The following is a 14,693-nucleotide window of genomic DNA, read 5'->3' as shown; positions in this document are numbered from 1 at the left end:
CGATGACTGAAGCCACTCCGATCGTACCGGTAATCCTCGCAGGCGGGCAGGGGACCCGGCTTTGGCCGATGTCGCGCGCCGCGCGCCCCAAGCAGTTCCTGCCGCTCACCGGGCCCACCTCGCTCTATCAACAGACGCTGCTCCGCGTGGCCGATCCCGCGCACTATACGCCGGCAGTGATCGTCACCAACGCCGAATACCGTTTCCTCGTCGCCGAGCAGGCCCAGGAGGCCGGAGTGGCGACCTCGGCGGTGCTGCTTGAGCCCGTGGCGCGCAACACCGCGGCGGCCATCGCTGCAGCCGCCGTCTTCGTCCGCGGCAGGTTCGGCGACAACGCAGTAATCCACGTCCTCGCCTCAGATCACGCGGTCGAGCCCGACGACAACTACTGGTGGAGCGTCGCCACGGCTGCCGAGGCCGCCCGTGCCGGCCGTCTCGTCACCTTCGGCATCACTCCCACTGCTCCAGAAACGGGCTACGGCTACATCGAGGCCGGGGCAGAACTCGATCAGGGCGTGCGTGCCGTCGCCCGCTTCGTCGAAAAACCCGATCGCGAAACCGCGGCGAAAATGCTCGCCGATGGCGGCTACTACTGGAACTCCGGTACCTTCATGCTCGGTGTCGGCAGCTTCCTGCGCGAGGTCGAAGCGCTGGCGCCCGATACTCTGCGGGCCGCGGCGGCCGCCGTCGCGGCCGCGAAGACCGATCTGGATTTCATCCGCCTCGACGAAGCCGGCTTCGCCACCGCGCCCAATATCTCAGTCGACTACGCCATCTTCGAAAAGTCGACGCAGGTAGCTCTGGTGCCGGTGACCTACCCGTGGTCCGACCTCGGTGCCTGGGACGCAGTGTGGAAGGTGTCGGGCAAGGACGCCGCCGGCAACGTCGTCACCAATGGCAATGCCACGCTCTCCAACACCCGCAATTCCCTCGTCATGTCGGAAAAGGCCCACATCGCGGTCGAAGGGCTCGACGACGTCGCGGTGATCGCGACCGAAGATGCGATCTACGTCGGCAAGCTCTCTGAAGCGCAGCGCGTCGGCCCGATGGTGAAGGCACTGCGCGCCGATGCGGCGACCCATGGGCTGACCGAAATCCACCGTACCGCCTATCGGCCCTGGGGCGGTTACTCGTCCGTGCTGAATGGCGAGCGCTTCCAGGTGAAGCGCCTGTTCGTCAAGCCGGGCAAGAAGCTCAGTCTGCAGAAGCACCACCACCGTGCCGAGCATTGGGTGGTGGTCACCGGCACTGCCGAGGTGACCATCGACGACAAGGTGATGATGCTGACCGAGAACCAGTCGGTCTACCTGCCGCTCGGTTCGGTGCATCGGCTGGCCAACCCCGGCAAGATCCTGCTGGAGCTGATCGAAGTGCAGACCGGCTCGTATCTGGGCGAGGACGACATCATCCGCATTGAGGACGAGTTCGGCCGGGCCTAGCCCACGACCGCCACTTATCCCCGCGTTTGGGCGCGGCCCTAAGCTCGCGGCTCCATTGATGGAGCAGAACATGAGCGAGAAATACCAGGGCCGTGCCGACGACATCGCAGCACCCGCCCGCGGCGGATTTGCAATCACCACCAGCGACTCCGCCGATCTTTTGGCCGAGACCCGCGCCATTTACGTCGGCAGCGCCGGCGATCTCGTGGCGGTGCTGGCCTCGGGCGACGAGGTGAGCTTCGTCGGCCTCGGTGGCGGCACGGTGCTGCCGGTGCGTGTCCGCCGCGTCAAGGCAACGGGGACCAGTGCCGGCCATCTGGTGGGGCTCTATTGATGGGAACGGCAGCCATTGCGATAGGCCCGCGGCTCGGCCTCGCATCGATGGGCTCGGGTCGTGGATGGTCACGATCGGGTTCGATCCTCGACGCCGACTTTGCCGCCGGACGCTTTGCGTTCAGGGGACGAAACTACGCCGATAGACACGCCTTCCTCGCCGCCATCGGCGCCAGCGAAGCATCCGGCGCCATCTCCATCGGTCCCTACATCGCTCCCGGCGCCCCGGAACTGATCAGCAATGGCAGTTTCGCATCGGGTACCGTCGGCTGGACGACGACGCAAGCTGGGCTCGGTCCAGCCACCAACGCCGTGGTGGCCGGCGAACTGGTGGTCAGCAGCAACGGCGCGAACAGTCCGTTCGCCGGGCAGGGCGTCGCTGTTGCGCCCGGCCGGGCCTATCAAGCGCGAGGGTCGGTCAGGGGGGCGGAGCGGGCTTTGGCCCGAATCTCTGGATCACGCCCAATGCCAATGGCACCGGCTTCATGGGCTCGGTCGGGCATATCAACGCGACGACCGACCTCGTCGAGACCGTTTGCACCTTTGCGACCGTCGGAGCGGCGACCACGATGTATGTGGGCGCCCGCGCTATCTTCAACCCCGCCAGCGGCAGCTTCGGTCTCGACAATTACTCCTGCCGGGAGTGCGTGCCGTTCGCCGGGTTCGTCCCGATGGCGCTGTCGGGCGTCGTCGAGGCCACCACGCCCGCAGCCGCGAGCGGCACCAAGATCCTGTGGCAGACCGACGACGGGGCCATCGATTTCACCAGCGGCGCGCCCACCGAGCGCAATTACATCCGCCTCTGCTGGGACGCTGGCAAGCACCTGCACTTGCTGGTGAGCGCGCAGGCCGTCACCGGCTCGACCACCACGCAGGCCGATCTCGACCTGGGTCTGGTCGAGGTGTCGACCAGTTTTCGCGTCGCTTTTTCTGCGGCGCCGAACGCCTTCATAGCGGCGCGCGACGGGCAACCCGCCCTGTCCGATGCGTCCGGCGCCTTCCCGGGCGCCGCCCAGATGCGGATCGGGCGTGGACAAGCCACGTCCAACAACTGGGATGGGACGATCTTTCGGGTAATGCTTTTCGCCGCCACGAAGACCGTAGAGGAGGTGGAGAACCTGTCGTCCGCCTTGGTCGGCAACCTCGTCGCAGCCTGGGGCGACAGCCTCACCGCCGGCGCCGGGGCCTCGGGTGCGACGACGACCTATCCGGCGGTTGCCGCGACCCTGTTTGCCCCGGACCGGGCGGTGAGCAACCGCGGCATCGGAGGGCAGACCTCGACGCAGATCGCTGCCCGCATGAATGCGCGCCCTATCCTAGTCACCGCAGCAACAGATCAACTGCCCGCCTCCGGCAGCGTCGCGATCACCGCCAAGAACATCAACGTGCTTCAGGATGCCGGGAGCTTTACTGGCGCGCTCGCCGGCAGTCTTGCCGGCGTGCACGGCACGATGTCGACGGATGCATCGGGCAACTGGAGTTTCACCCGGACTGCGGCCGGCAGCGCTGTTGCTTGTCCGTCGGGCACACCCTTTGTCACCGACGTGGGGCTTAGCCTGCGACATCGCACGGCCTGGTTGTGGATGGGCCGGAACGGTGCGCAGTCGGGCTTCACTGTGGCGGGCGACATTGCCGCCGCGGTCGCCTACCTCAACCATCCGCGCTATCTCGTCGGCTCGATCCTCACTGCCGCGTCCGACACCCCCTCCACTGTTGCCGGCATCGCGGTGACCAATGCTGCGCTCGCCGCGACCTATGGCGCGTGTTTCGTCGACCTGCTGCAGGCGCTCAAGGATGCCCATGATGGGTCACCCGGCGATTTGAGCGATGTCGGAAACGGCTGGGTGCCGCGCTCGCTGAGGGCCGATACGATCCACCCCAACGACGCTGGCTACGCCATCGTCGCCGACGCGTTCAGAGCGGCCAATGACGCCATGGGGTGGTGAAAGTGTCCGCCGGCGGCTTCAATCCGTCCGGCGTCGCGCGCGGAGTGGGCGTGCCGGGTTGCCGACATAGACGGTGTTGGCAGCAAGATCGCTGAACGCCACCCCGCGCGCGCCCAGCACCGCACCTTCCCCGGCCGTGACACCCGGGCCAACGAAGGCCTCGGCGGCAATCCATGCGCCCTTGCCGATGGCGATCGGTTTGGCGATCAACTGGAAACTCACCTCGTCGATGGCATGGGTCGCGCCGCACAGATGTGCACCCTGTGAGACGATCGCTCCGTCCCCGAGCACTACCGGCGCCACGCAATAGCAGGTCGAGCGAGGACCCAGCACCGCGCCGGCTCCCATGCGCAGGTGTGGAGGAAACCACACCTTGGCGCTGCCATAGACCCTGGCCGTCGGGTGCACCTTCGCTCCGAAGGCCAAGAGTACCAGCCGCCGCCAGTGGTACAGCGGAGGCGGAGTCCAGGCTGCCAGTAACGTCCAGCTTACCACCCAGACCGCCCGGAACAGTCGATGCCGGAGCGAGAAGCTGGGGCGACCGGCGGCAACGCCGACATCGGCTCCGCGAAGGATTTGCGGGTCGTTCGTCATGCCGTAGCTGCAACGACGTGGCGCCGTGACAGTGCCGTAAGCAGGCTGGAGGCGATCAATGTAGAGGCCGGCAGCAGGATCACGGCGCCGACCGCACCGCGCGCCACGATCGGCAACGCGCCGATGATCAGGTAACCGTAGACCGGGTATCCCCCGATAGCCGGCTGCGTACGCAGCAGCCCGCGGCACCCCACCGCCACGACGATTGCCCCGAGCCCCACGCCGATGAGCCCGAAGTCCATGTAGAAGTCACCGGCGATCGGCATCGAGAGGTTCGGTGTCCCCACCAGCCCCTGCACGAACAGGTCGTTGCCGATATCGAGGCCGCTGACGATCGGCTTCTCCGGCCACAAGCCACGCGGCACGAAACACAGCAGGATCGAGAGAATCTTCGCCCCGACCTGAAGGCCGTAATGGTGGGCGTAGTAGACCCCATGCAGCAACGCGTCGAAGGTATCGACATACGGAATCTCTCCGATGGAACCGCGTTCGGTGGAGTTCAGCACCCGGTTCAGGTCCCAGCCAAAGCGCGTGGTCACGCTGAGGATCGGCATCACCACGACGATCGCCCCAACGGCCACGGCAGCGAACACCAAGGGTTTCCGCACGGCCGGCATGAGGATCAGCCCAACCGGCAGCCAGGCAGCGATCAAGCCGAACCGCGAAGTGTTCAACGGGTTGAAGGCGATGGCCAACAATGAGAGGCAGCACAGCAAGCTGAATATATCGGGCGTGCGCGGCTTGCGGCTGGACACCAACGCAGCGGTCATCATCGCCGCACTTGCAATCATTAGGCCTTGGCCGACGGCTATCAGCGGTGAGATCTGATCGGCCAGCTTCTCATATCTCGGAGCGAGAAGGTTGCCGACATCGCCACCGAAGACCAGCATCAGGGAAAAGCCGGCAAGCGCCGCCAACAGCAGCAGCCCCGAACTCGGTGTGACCGCCAGGGTCCTGACCGCGCGACCGGTGGGCGGCAGCAACACGAGCATGATGATCGAGAAGACGTACAATGACGCGAACGTCAGGAGGATGATTTCCGGCTCGTAGTGCACCGGCGCCCTGGCGGCGTACATCGTCACCGAGCCCAGAGCCAACGTCTGCGCCGGCCGGACCACGAAGAAGAGCGTCGACAGCAGCCAGTAAACGTCGATCGCGTCCACCTCCGCATTGTCGTTTCGCGCCGCGGCAATGAGCCCGCAAAGTGCGACCGGCAGCACCAGAAGCACAGAGGTCCACTCCTTGGCGGTAAGGGCTGCGAGTACCAGCAGTGCGGCCTGTGACACCGCCCGCGGCAGTCTCCGCCGTCCGTTGTCGGCATCTGCCGGCATTAGCCGTGAGCCTTTCCGCGCCGCCTCGAGGTATGCACATCGATGATCGCCCGATAGTGTCCGATCATCGCCTCCGCGATTTCGCTCCACCGGTAGCGGCGTGCGTAGGACGTCAGGTAATGCGCTCGCGCGCGCACCTCGTCTTCCGGGGCCACGACGGCATCGGCCACGACGCGCTCGAAGTCGGAGAGATTCGTCGCGATGCGCAGCGCAGCGCCGTCCGCGAACAGCTCAGGCAGGTTGCATTGATCGGTGATGATCGGCAGGCAGCCATACTGCAGTGCCTCCAGCGCGCTCATCGGCAACCCCTCGCTGAGCGAAGGGAGGATGAACGCTCGTGCGGTTTCGAATGCTTCGGCTTTGGCAGGGCCGTAGAGCGGGCCGACGACCCTCACATTGGCCGATCCGTGCGCCACCGCCTTCACCGCGGCCTCATAGTCCGGGTCGCCCCACCCGGCGATGGTGAGGGTCACTTCGCGCAGCGCCGGGGACCGGACCCATGCTCTAGCCAGTTCGAGGACCTGCTTCTTCGGATGCAGCCGGCCGAGATAGAGAACCCCACTTCGCTCCGCGGCCGCCGGTATGGGTGAGACCTCCGTTGTTCCATTCGGCAAGATGAACGTCCGACGCGTCGAGCCGGGCATGTAGCTGCCGATCGCGCCGTACTCCGCCTTGCAGAGCGCATGGACATGTCCACCGCCAACCAGCGGCCGCTCGAACAGCGCCCCGTGCATCGCCTTGGCCAGCCTGCGACGGCGAAGGATCCACCCTTCCAGCATGCCATGCGGCGACACCACCAGGGGGATCCCAGCGAGTTGCGCGAAGCGACCGTAAATCGAAGTGGCGGTCCAGATGCCATGCAGATGCAGCAGGTCGGGCCGGTGTGACAGCAGCCGGCCGAAAACCCGCCAATGAAAGCCATAAACGTCCGAAAGCGGGTGGGTGCGAAGTGGAAGTTCGGCCCACTCATGCCGATCGTCCTCGAAGTGGCGGTCGGCGCCGCCGAACACAGTTACGTCCACGCCCCGCTCGGCGATCGCACGCGCGAGCCCCGAAACCGAGTGATAGAGCCCGCCGGCGGAGCGCGAAAGCGAACTCGAAACGTACGCCACCCTCATGCTGCGTGCCTTGCTTGGGCGAGCAGCGCAGCTCGTGTACCTAGGATCGCCGAACCATAGAGAACGAGGTCGGCAACTGCGAAGATCACAATCGCCGGCAAAGCCAAAACGGCGGCACTGACGCTCGCTCCGACGCCAACCGCCACCGCCATCGCAGTTGCTGCCGCCGCATACTGGCGCCCAGCCTGCAGGTGCTGCACCAATGCGGTAACAATCGCTCCGGCCACGACCACCGGCCCGAACATGGCCACCGCGAGGGCCGCCGCGCTGAGCGGGGCAGGCAGGAGCAGATACCCCGTGAGCCCACCGGCAGTCATCACGGCGGTGCCCACGCCGCCGACCAGCGTTCCCGCAGACCGGACATTGAGAACCAGCGCCGCTGAATCGCCCCGGATGTTGGTCAGGCGGGCCACAAGGTCGGGAAACTCCACGCGCTGGACGAAGCCGACCACCTGCGCGAACGCTGTCGCGATCTGCTTGGCGTAGATGAACAGCGCTGCGCCAGCGGGCCCAAGGGCGAAGTTGGCGAGGAGCAACTGGTATCGAAAGTACAGCTGGCCGGGCAGTGTGGTCAGCAACACGGTGCCGGCGTCGCGACCCAATGTCAGCATTTGCCCCGCAGCCGGCCGGACGAACTGCGGCGCATGGCTCGCGATACGCAACGCCGTGTATTGCCCGACCAGTGTGAGGACATAGCCGGCGGTCAGCGCACTACCCAGCACCGCACCGGCCACCGTAGGCGAGGCCTCGATCGTCGCCGAAAGCGCAAGCGCCGAACACAGATAGGGCACAGAGGCTGTCAGCCCGCTGATGCCGCCTAGCCGCAGACCATCAAGCACGCCGCTGGCATTGAATGACCACAGCAGCACCGAAGGCAGTGCCCATAGCGTGTAGTTCAGCGAGAAATCATCGGCCCAGAGCCCGGCATATGCCAGCGCGAGCGCGGCGACTCCAGCTGCAATCGCCAGCCGGAACCCCGTGACGCTCCAGTAGCTGGACCAGATGTGCTCCTCGTTGCCCTCGGCGTGAGCGGTCTCTCGCGCCAGCACCGTCAGTGCGCCGAAATCGATGAGCAGGCTGGCGAGCATGGCGAAGGAAAAAGCGGAGCCAAAGGCGGCCAGTAACGGTAGCTCTTCCTGTGCTACCAGCAGCGTCTGCACCGCAAAGATCGCGCCTTGCCCTGCTGCATAGCTGCCGATGAGCAGCGCTACATTCAGCCGCTTACGTCGCGTCTCGCTGCCCAAATCAGCCGATCGGCCGGCAGTTCTTATGGCCAGCCGGGTATCCATATCACGCCACGGGGGCCGGGGGCGCCGAAGCGCTGGTGGTGAGCCGCGCCAGGTCGAACGTGAGCGACCGGAGGATCGCCGCCTTGGACCAGCGTTCGTCAGCCCGCGCCCGCGCGGCCGCTCCCGTTGCCGCCCGCAAGGCACTGTCATCCATCAGCCGATCGATGGCGTGGGCGAAGGCCAGCGCGTCGCCAGGTGGCACGACGATGCCGCAGCCCTCGACCTCGCGCGCCAACCCCGTCCCCGCCGCTGCTGTCGCCACCACCGGTCGGCCGGAGGCGAGCATGTTGGTGAGCTTGCTCGGTAGTACCAGATCGGCAGCCCCGGCAAGCTGGGGTAAGAGATGCACCGTCGCGAGCCCCATGAGCTCGCTGAGCCGCTCCTTCGGTTGCAGGTCGCGGAACCGGACGTTCCCCAAGCCACGCGCTCGTGCCTTGAGCTGGTCCCGGTTCGGGCCTTCGCCGCAGATCACGAACGTCAGATCCTGCCGATGCTGCAGCTGCCGGGCGGCATCGAGCACGATGTCGATGCCCTGCTTGTTGGCGATGTTGCCGGCATAGAGCGCAACATGCTCGGTCTCGATGTTCCATTCCTGGCGGTAAGGCGAAGGCACCGACATCGGCCGCACCGAACCGGTCTCTGCCCAGTTGCGGAGCTCGACGATCCGCCCGGCCGCGACACCCTTGTCCGCCAGTCGCCGGCACATTTCAGGCGAGATGGCGCTGACCCGCTCGAAGCTCTTCAGCACACGGCCCTCGAACCACCGCGCCAGCCCGGCAAGCCGACCGCCCCCTTCGATGAGGCCCGTGGCGAACGCCGCCTCGACCTCGAAATCCTGGATATGCAGCCAGCTATGCGCCCCTGCCAGCGCCGCCGCGAGGCGCGCCACCGGCGCCGCAACCATTGAGGGCGCCACGGCAAGCACAACGTCCGGGCGCCAGGTCAGTCCGCTCCAGATTGCCGGCAGCAGGGCCGTGGCAGCAAAGCTCGCGTGATGCAGCAGGCGTCGCTTCCCCGTCGGGTTGACCGGGATGTAGTGCGGTGCCCGCGTGACCGACACGCCATTCTCCTCGGACTGCATGTACGCCCATGGATTGTGACCTTTGCCGATCTTCCAGGCTGGGTAGTAGGGCTGGCCAGCGATCACGCGCACATCGTGCCCCTCCGCGGCCAGTGCCTCGGCCATGCCGGTCGTGTAGACCGCGATGCCGATCTTTTCGGGTGCGTAGTTCAGCCCCAGGATGAGCAGTCTCATGCCGCCTTACCCCTCTAGCGGTGTGCGAGAAACCACCGATAGGTCTCGGCGATCCCCGTCTCGAGCGCGATGCGCGGCGCCCAGCCCATGGCCCGCAGTTTCTCGCCGTTCAGCAGTTTGCGCGGTGTGCCGTCGGGCTTGCTGAGATCGTGGACGATGTTGCCTTCGAATCCGACCACCCGGCAGACCAGTTGCGCCAGTTCCAGAATGCTGAGATCGACCCCCGAGCCGACATTGATGTGTTCTGCGGCGGAGTAGTGCGTCAGCAGGAACACCAGGGCATCGGCGCAATCGTCCACATGGAGGAATTCGCGCCGCGGCGTGCCCGTCCCCCAGAGGATAATCTCCGGGGCGCCATTCACCTTTGCCTCATGCGCCTTGCGGATCAGTGCGGGCAGCAGGTGGCTCGACATAAGATCGAAATTGTCGCCCGGCCCGTAGAGGTTGGTCGGCATCGCCGAGATGTAGTCGCGTCCGCGCTGCTTGCGGAACGCCTGCGCCAGCTTGATTCCGGCGATCTTGGCGATCGCGTACCACTCGTTGGTTTCCTCGAGCGGGCCTGTCAGGAGCGCGTCCTCGGCGATCGGCTGCGGTGCCAGCCTCGGGTAGATGCAGCTCGATCCGAGGAACAATAGCCGCTCAACCCCCGTGGCATCGGCGGCGCCGATCACATTGGTTTCGATGAGCAGGTTTTCGTAGAGGAAATCGGCTGGGTAGGTGTCATTGGCCAGGATGCCGCCCACCTTCGCGGCAGCTATCACCACTGCGTCCGGTTTCGCCTCGGCGACGAAGCGCTCTACTTCTGACTGCCGCCTCAGGTCCACGTCGGCCTTGCTCGCGGTGACAATCTCGCAGCTCTCGCTTGCCAGTCGCCGCACCAGTGCGGATCCCACCATGCCGTTGTGCCCGGCGACCCAGACGCGCTTCCCGGTCAGCTCGTACATCAGGTGTTACTCGCAGTTGCGGCGCTCTGCATGAGCTTGAGGTCTTCGAGCACCATCTCCCGGGCCAGATCCCGCGCCGATCTCTCGTGCTGCCAACCAAGCCTGGTACGCGCCTTGGTCGGGTCCCCCATCAGCGCATCCACCTCGGTCGGCCGGAAGTAGCGCGGATCGATCTCGATTAGGCATCGGCCGTTCGTGTCGTAGCCTCGCTCTTCGATCCCCTCGCCGCGCCACTCGACAGCGATGCCGGCGTCTGCGAACGCCCATTCGACGAACTGGCGCACCGACGTCGCTACACCTGTTGCCAGCACATAGTCGTCGGCAACCTCCTGCTGCAGCATCATCCACATGCCGCGCACATACTCCTCGGCATGGCCCCAATCGCGCAGCGCATTGAGGTTGCCCAGGTAGAGCTTCTCCTGCATGCCCAGCCTGATGGCCGCGGCAGCGCGCGTGATCTTGCGGGTCACGAAGGTCTCGCCGCGCAACGGGCTCTCGTGGTTGAACAGGATGCCGTTGTTGGCGTGGATGCCGTAGGCCTCGCGATAGTTCACCACGGTCCAGTAAGCGTAGAGCTTCGCCACCGCGTAGGGCGAACGCGGCCGAAACGGCGTCATCTCGTTCTGCGGAGTTTGATGTACCGCTCCATAAAGCTCCGACGTCGAAGCCTGGTAGAACCGCGTCTTCTTCTCGAGCCCCAGGATGCGGACCGCTTCCAGCAACCGCAACGTGCCGAGCGCATCGGCGTTGGCAGTATATTCCGGCGTCTCGAAGCTGACCGCCACATGGCTCTGCGCCGCGAGGTTGTAGATTTCGTCCGGCTGCGTCTGCTGCACGATGCGGATGAGGTTGGTCGCATCGGTCATGTCGCCGTAATGGAGGATCAGCCGCGGATCATCCTCGTGCGGGTCCTGGTAGATGTCCTCGATCCGCCCGGTATTGAACGACGACGATCGCCGCTTGATGCCATGCACCACATAGCCCTTGCTTAGCAGCAACCGGGCCAGATAGGCGCCATCCTGACCGGTAACGCCGGTAATCAGTGCAACACGCTTGCTCAAAATCGTTACTCAAAACCAGGTGCGAGGAGTCGGAATATGGGTCGTACAGGCCGATCCATGCCACGGCAACCGCACAGACGCCGTGTCAATAAGTTAGCGAAGGAGCATCAGAAATTCAGTGGTGGCGGATCGCAGCAGCCGGGGTGACCACGACGCCCGAAAGTTCGCGTGATGCCCGTAAGATGTTGCCCGTGCCCGAGCCGAGAATGTGCTTCGGCATCGCCCCACGCGTCACTCATCAATCCGCCCCCAGATTGTCGATGACTACACGACGTCGCGCATTATCTGCGGGCGCCGCTCTCAATCCGCGGATTAATGATAAATTTACCATTTTGCACAAGCAAAAAATGAAAACTGGATTGCAAAGCGATTGATGAGTGTGCCGGGCGACTACTGAGTCGCTGAAAAATCGAGGTGCGTCTCATGCAGAGTACATGCCGGCGACGGCCGGTTCGCATTCCCGACATGCGCGTATGACACATCTATAGCCGTTGATTTGGCAGTCTCGAGTAGAGTGCAGTCACGCTACGGTAACCAACCCCGCGTCGCGCGGGTCTCGTTCCGTCCCGAGCGCGCTGTGCCGATGGACGCCGCACGCCGGAACCGTGCATGTATGCTGCGAGCGTTCTCTTCGGAGCGATGAATGAAAGTAACGATTTTTGGGTCGGGCTATGTGGGCCTCGTTACCGGAGCCTGCCTGGCCGACGCGGGCAACCATGTCGTCTGCGTCGATATCGACGCCAACAAGGTGGCCATGCTCAACGACGGGCGCGTGCCGATCTACGAGCCGGGCCTCGAGGCGATCGTCGCCAGCAGTCGCGCCGCCGGGAGGCTGTTCTTCACCACCGACATCGCGGAGGGCGTCGAGCACGGCGAGGCACTCTTCATCGCGGTAGGCACGCCCCCCGATGAAACCGGCTCGGCGGACCTGCGCTACGTTCTCGCCGTCGCCCACAGCATCGGCGAGCACCTCACCGGCTTCAAGGTTGTGGCCGACAAGTCCACCGTGCCCGTCGGAACCGGTGACATGGTTGCCGCCGCGATCACAGAGGAACTGGTGAAGCGCGGTTTTGCCGCCAATGCCGACGAGCGCATCCGCCTCGGCCAGCCTGACTTCACCGTCATCTCCAACCCCGAGTTCCTCAAGGAGGGTGCAGCGGTAACCGACTTCAACCGCCCGGACCGCATCGTCATCGGCGCCGACGCCAGCACCAGCGGCCGCCGCGGCCTCGAACTGATGCGCTATCTCTACGCCCCATTCACCCTCAACCACGATCGCACCATGGTCATGGATGTTCGGTCAGCCGAACTCACCAAGTATGCCGCCAACGCCATGCTCGCCACGCGCATCTCGTTTATGAACGAGCTCGCCAACCTCGCCGAGGATCTGGGTGCCGATATCGAGCTGGTGCGCCGCGGCATGGGATCGGATCCACGCATTGGCTACAGCTTCCTTTATGCCGGCACCGGCTATGGCGGGAGCTGTTTCCCCAAGGACGTGAGCGCATTGCAGCGGAGCGCGGCAGAGCAGGGCCGCCCCATGCGCATCCTTGCCGCAGTGGAGGAGGTGAACACGGCTCAGAAAGATGTGCTCGGCACCAAGATCCGCTCCCGCTTCGGCGACGACCTCAGCAACCTGACCTTCGCAATCTGGGGCCTCTCGTTCAAGCCCAATACCGACGATATGCGCGATGCCCCGAGCCGGGTACTGATCGCCGACCTGGTGCGCCGCGGCGCCACCATCCGCGCTTATGATCCTGTAGCGATGGACGAGGCAAAGCGTGTGCTGGCGCTGGACCTTGACGGCAATATCGACCGGATCAGCTTCGCCGGCTCTGCCAACGACGCCATTGAGGGTGCCGACGCCCTGGTGATCGTCACCGAGTGGAAGGCGTTTCGCGCCCCTGATTTCCAGTCGCTCGCGGCCCGGCTGACCCGCAAGGCGATCTTCGATGGCCGCAACATGTACGAGCCCTCGGCAGTCGAGGACGCCGGCCTCGCCTACTTCCCGATCGGCCGCCGGCAGGTCTCCTGATCCTCCCGACACGGGGCACTTGTATAGCTAGTCGGTAGAATTTATACCTCGCGCAGGCTCATTGCCCGGGATGATTGTCGACGGATGCTCACTGCCAAAGGAAAATATGGCCTGAAGGCGCTGGTGCATCTCGCGCAGTTTCCGCCCGGCGAGCTGGCACTGGTGGCCGACATCGCCTCTTCCAACAACATTCCCAAGAAGTTCCTCGACGCCATCCTGGGCGACCTGCGCAACGCCGGTATCGTCCAGAGCCGCAAGGGCAAGGGCGGGGGCTATCGCCTGGCGCGGCCCCCCGAGGAGATCAAGGTCGGCTCGATTGTCCGCGTGCTCGATGGCCCGTTGGCGCCCATCCCTTGCGCCAGCCACACCCGCTACGAAGCCTGCGACGATTGCGATGTGGCGACCTGCCAGGTCCGCCACACCATGCTGAACGTCCGCAACGCCATCGCCGAAGTGCTCGATCGCACCACGTTGGCGCAGATGCGGGACGCCGAAGGCGACGTCCTGCCGATCGAGCTTCAGACCGCCTGACGGTCCGCCTTAGGCCGGATAGGGCACGCGCTTCTCGCCCGCCTCGATGCGGAACGGCAGCACGTTCTCCGGCGGCGGCAGCGGGCACACCGCGAATTCGGTGAAAGCGCAGGGCGGGTTGATGGCCTTATTGAAGTCCAGCACGATACTGGTCTCCGTTACCTCCTCGCCAAACAGGAAGCGCGAGGCGGGGTAGGTCGAATCCCGCGAGGTCGGGTCACGGATCACGAACTGCGGCGATTGCGGCGTACCGTGCGTGGCGATCAGCTCGTAGGTCTTGCCCTCATGCGTGAACACCGCCTTGTGCGTCACCGCGACGCCCGTGCGGATGTTGCCCGTGGTGTCGACATCCATCTCCACCGGCGCCTCGAACGGCACCCACTCGGCGACGATCCGCCAGTCCTGCTGCGCCGGAAAGTACTCGATCCCCGGGAAGGCACCCGGCGCCGCCGAGGCGGTGTCGCGGATGCGCAGGGCGTTGTCGCCGTTCACCGTGGTGATCTCGCAGAGCAGGGTGCCGAGCTGGAATTTTGGCGGGTTCTTCTTGTTCGGCGTGATGTGGATGGCCTCGCCGTCGGTCGGCTTGAACGTCACCGTCCCGTCCGCTTCTTGCGTCACCGTTCCCAGGTGCGCCGGGCCGGCCGAGATGACGATGTCGTTGTCCTCGGCAGTGCCGACGCTTGCCGTGCCGGGGTCGAGCACGAAGCGGCCGATAATGTTGAGCCAGCCGTTCGGCGCCTTGAGGTTGTGGAGGCGCCTGGTCTTCCAGGCATCGAGCGCGGCGAAGTAATCAGAGTTAGTCATGCGAGTCGTCCTT

13 protein-coding genes are annotated in these 14,693 nt (G+C 65.2%); 5 read left to right on the top strand and 8 right to left on the bottom strand.

What is annotated here, in order from left to right:
- Positions 1–2 precede the first annotated feature (2 nt).
- From AC1DWU_RS17570 to AC1DWU_RS17560, 3 genes are all read left to right on the top strand, one after another.
- Entirely contained in the window at positions 3–1,439 is a 1,437-nt protein-coding gene (locus AC1DWU_RS17570) for a mannose-1-phosphate guanylyltransferase/mannose-6-phosphate isomerase (protein ID WP_477151300.1), read from the top strand.
- A 70-nt stretch (positions 1,440–1,509) separates the two neighbouring features.
- The gene (locus AC1DWU_RS17565) at positions 1,510–1,773 is read left to right on the top strand and encodes a spike base protein, RCAP_Rcc01079 family (protein WP_477151299.1); all 264 of its coding nucleotides are present in this window, start codon (positions 1,510–1,512) and stop codon (positions 1,771–1,773) included.
- 484 nt (positions 1,774–2,257) lie between these two features.
- Positions 2,258–3,718 carry an SGNH/GDSL hydrolase family protein gene (locus AC1DWU_RS17560; RefSeq protein ID WP_477151298.1) on the top strand — a complete coding sequence of 487 codons (1,461 nt, stop codon included), beginning with the start codon at positions 2,258–2,260 and terminating at the stop codon, positions 3,716–3,718.
- A gap of 18 nt (positions 3,719–3,736) precedes the next feature.
- On the opposite strand, the gene AC1DWU_RS17555 is transcribed toward AC1DWU_RS17560, so the two are convergent.
- From AC1DWU_RS17555 to gmd, 7 genes are read right to left on the bottom strand one after another with little or no spacing between them, the layout of a single operon-like run.
- A complete protein-coding gene (locus AC1DWU_RS17555) occupies positions 3,737–4,312 on the bottom strand; it encodes an LbetaH domain-containing protein (protein WP_477151297.1) in 576 nt (191 codons plus the stop codon).
- On the bottom strand, positions 4,309–5,598 hold the full coding sequence (locus AC1DWU_RS17550) for a hypothetical protein (protein ID WP_477151296.1): 1,290 nt from the start codon (positions 5,596–5,598) through the stop codon (positions 4,309–4,311). Before AC1DWU_RS17550 ends, AC1DWU_RS17555 begins: the two co-directional genes overlap by 4 nt.
- Before the next feature lie 44 nt (positions 5,599–5,642).
- A complete protein-coding gene (locus tag AC1DWU_RS17545) occupies positions 5,643–6,761 on the bottom strand; it encodes a glycosyltransferase (RefSeq protein WP_477151295.1) in 1,119 nt (372 codons plus the stop codon).
- Entirely contained in the window at positions 6,758–8,050 is a 1,293-nt protein-coding gene (locus AC1DWU_RS17540; RefSeq protein WP_477151294.1) for a hypothetical protein, read from the bottom strand. The genes AC1DWU_RS17545 and AC1DWU_RS17540 overlap by 4 nt, the downstream gene beginning before the upstream one ends.
- Before the next feature lies 1 nt (position 8,051).
- Positions 8,052–9,305 (bottom strand): WcaI family glycosyltransferase, encoded by a 1,254-nt coding sequence (locus AC1DWU_RS17535; RefSeq protein WP_477151293.1) that lies wholly within the window; start codon positions 9,303–9,305, stop codon positions 8,052–8,054.
- A gap of 14 nt (positions 9,306–9,319) precedes the next feature.
- Positions 9,320–10,249 (bottom strand): GDP-L-fucose synthase, encoded by a 930-nt coding sequence (gene fcl / locus AC1DWU_RS17530; protein ID WP_477151292.1) that lies wholly within the window; start codon positions 10,247–10,249, stop codon positions 9,320–9,322.
- Positions 10,249–11,310, bottom strand: a complete 1,062-nt coding sequence (gmd, locus tag AC1DWU_RS17525) for a GDP-mannose 4,6-dehydratase (RefSeq protein WP_477151291.1) — start codon at positions 11,308–11,310, stop codon at positions 10,249–10,251. Before gmd ends, fcl begins: the two co-directional genes overlap by 1 nt.
- A gap of 643 nt (positions 11,311–11,953) precedes the next feature.
- Between gmd and AC1DWU_RS17520 the strand changes: the two genes are divergently transcribed.
- Positions 11,954–13,345, top strand: a complete 1,392-nt coding sequence (locus AC1DWU_RS17520) for a UDP-glucose dehydrogenase family protein (protein WP_477151290.1) — start codon at positions 11,954–11,956, stop codon at positions 13,343–13,345.
- A gap of 84 nt (positions 13,346–13,429) precedes the next feature.
- Positions 13,430–13,876: an RrF2 family transcriptional regulator gene (locus AC1DWU_RS17515; RefSeq protein ID WP_477151289.1), complete on the top strand. Its 447-nt coding sequence runs from the start codon at positions 13,430–13,432 to the stop codon at positions 13,874–13,876.
- Positions 13,877–13,885: 9 nt separating this feature from the next.
- Here AC1DWU_RS17515 and AC1DWU_RS17510 read toward each other — a convergent pair whose 3' ends face one another.
- Positions 13,886–14,680 carry a DUF1684 domain-containing protein gene (locus AC1DWU_RS17510; protein ID WP_477151288.1) on the bottom strand — a complete coding sequence of 265 codons (795 nt, stop codon included), beginning with the start codon at positions 14,678–14,680 and terminating at the stop codon, positions 13,886–13,888.
- Between the last annotated feature and the right edge of the window lie 13 nt (positions 14,681–14,693).

The organism is Devosia sp. P2_G7, from assembly GCF_056403495.1.
Note: the sequence above shows the minus strand (reverse complement) of the source record. Positions and strands in the feature narration are given on the sequence as shown.

What these genes read in the sequence shown, in the direction of transcription:
- AC1DWU_RS17570 (WP_477151300.1), top strand. Translation starts at nt 3, where the DNA reads ATGACTGAAGCCACTCCGATCGTACCGGTAATCCTCGCAGGCGGGCAG.
- AC1DWU_RS17565 (WP_477151299.1), top strand. Translation starts at nt 1,510, where the DNA reads ATGAGCGAGAAATACCAGGGCCGTGCCGACGACATCGCAGCACCCGCC.
- AC1DWU_RS17560 (WP_477151298.1), top strand. Translation starts at nt 2,258, where the DNA reads ATGGGCTCGGTCGGGCATATCAACGCGACGACCGACCTCGTCGAGACC.
- AC1DWU_RS17555 (WP_477151297.1), bottom strand. Translation starts at nt 4,312, where the DNA reads ATGACGAACGACCCGCAAATCCTTCGCGGAGCCGATGTCGGCGTTGCC.
- AC1DWU_RS17545 (WP_477151295.1), bottom strand. Translation starts at nt 6,761, where the DNA reads ATGAGGGTGGCGTACGTTTCGAGTTCGCTTTCGCGCTCCGCCGGCGGG.
- AC1DWU_RS17540 (WP_477151294.1), bottom strand. Translation starts at nt 8,050, where the DNA reads ATGGATACCCGGCTGGCCATAAGAACTGCCGGCCGATCGGCTGATTTG.
- AC1DWU_RS17535 (WP_477151293.1), bottom strand. Translation starts at nt 9,305, where the DNA reads ATGAGACTGCTCATCCTGGGGCTGAACTACGCACCCGAAAAGATCGGC.
- fcl (WP_477151292.1), bottom strand. Translation starts at nt 10,249, where the DNA reads ATGTACGAGCTGACCGGGAAGCGCGTCTGGGTCGCCGGGCACAACGGC.
- AC1DWU_RS17520 (WP_477151290.1), top strand. Translation starts at nt 11,954, where the DNA reads ATGAAAGTAACGATTTTTGGGTCGGGCTATGTGGGCCTCGTTACCGGA.
- AC1DWU_RS17515 (WP_477151289.1), top strand. Translation starts at nt 13,430, where the DNA reads ATGCTCACTGCCAAAGGAAAATATGGCCTGAAGGCGCTGGTGCATCTC.
- AC1DWU_RS17510 (WP_477151288.1), bottom strand. Translation starts at nt 14,680, where the DNA reads ATGACTAACTCTGATTACTTCGCCGCGCTCGATGCCTGGAAGACCAGG.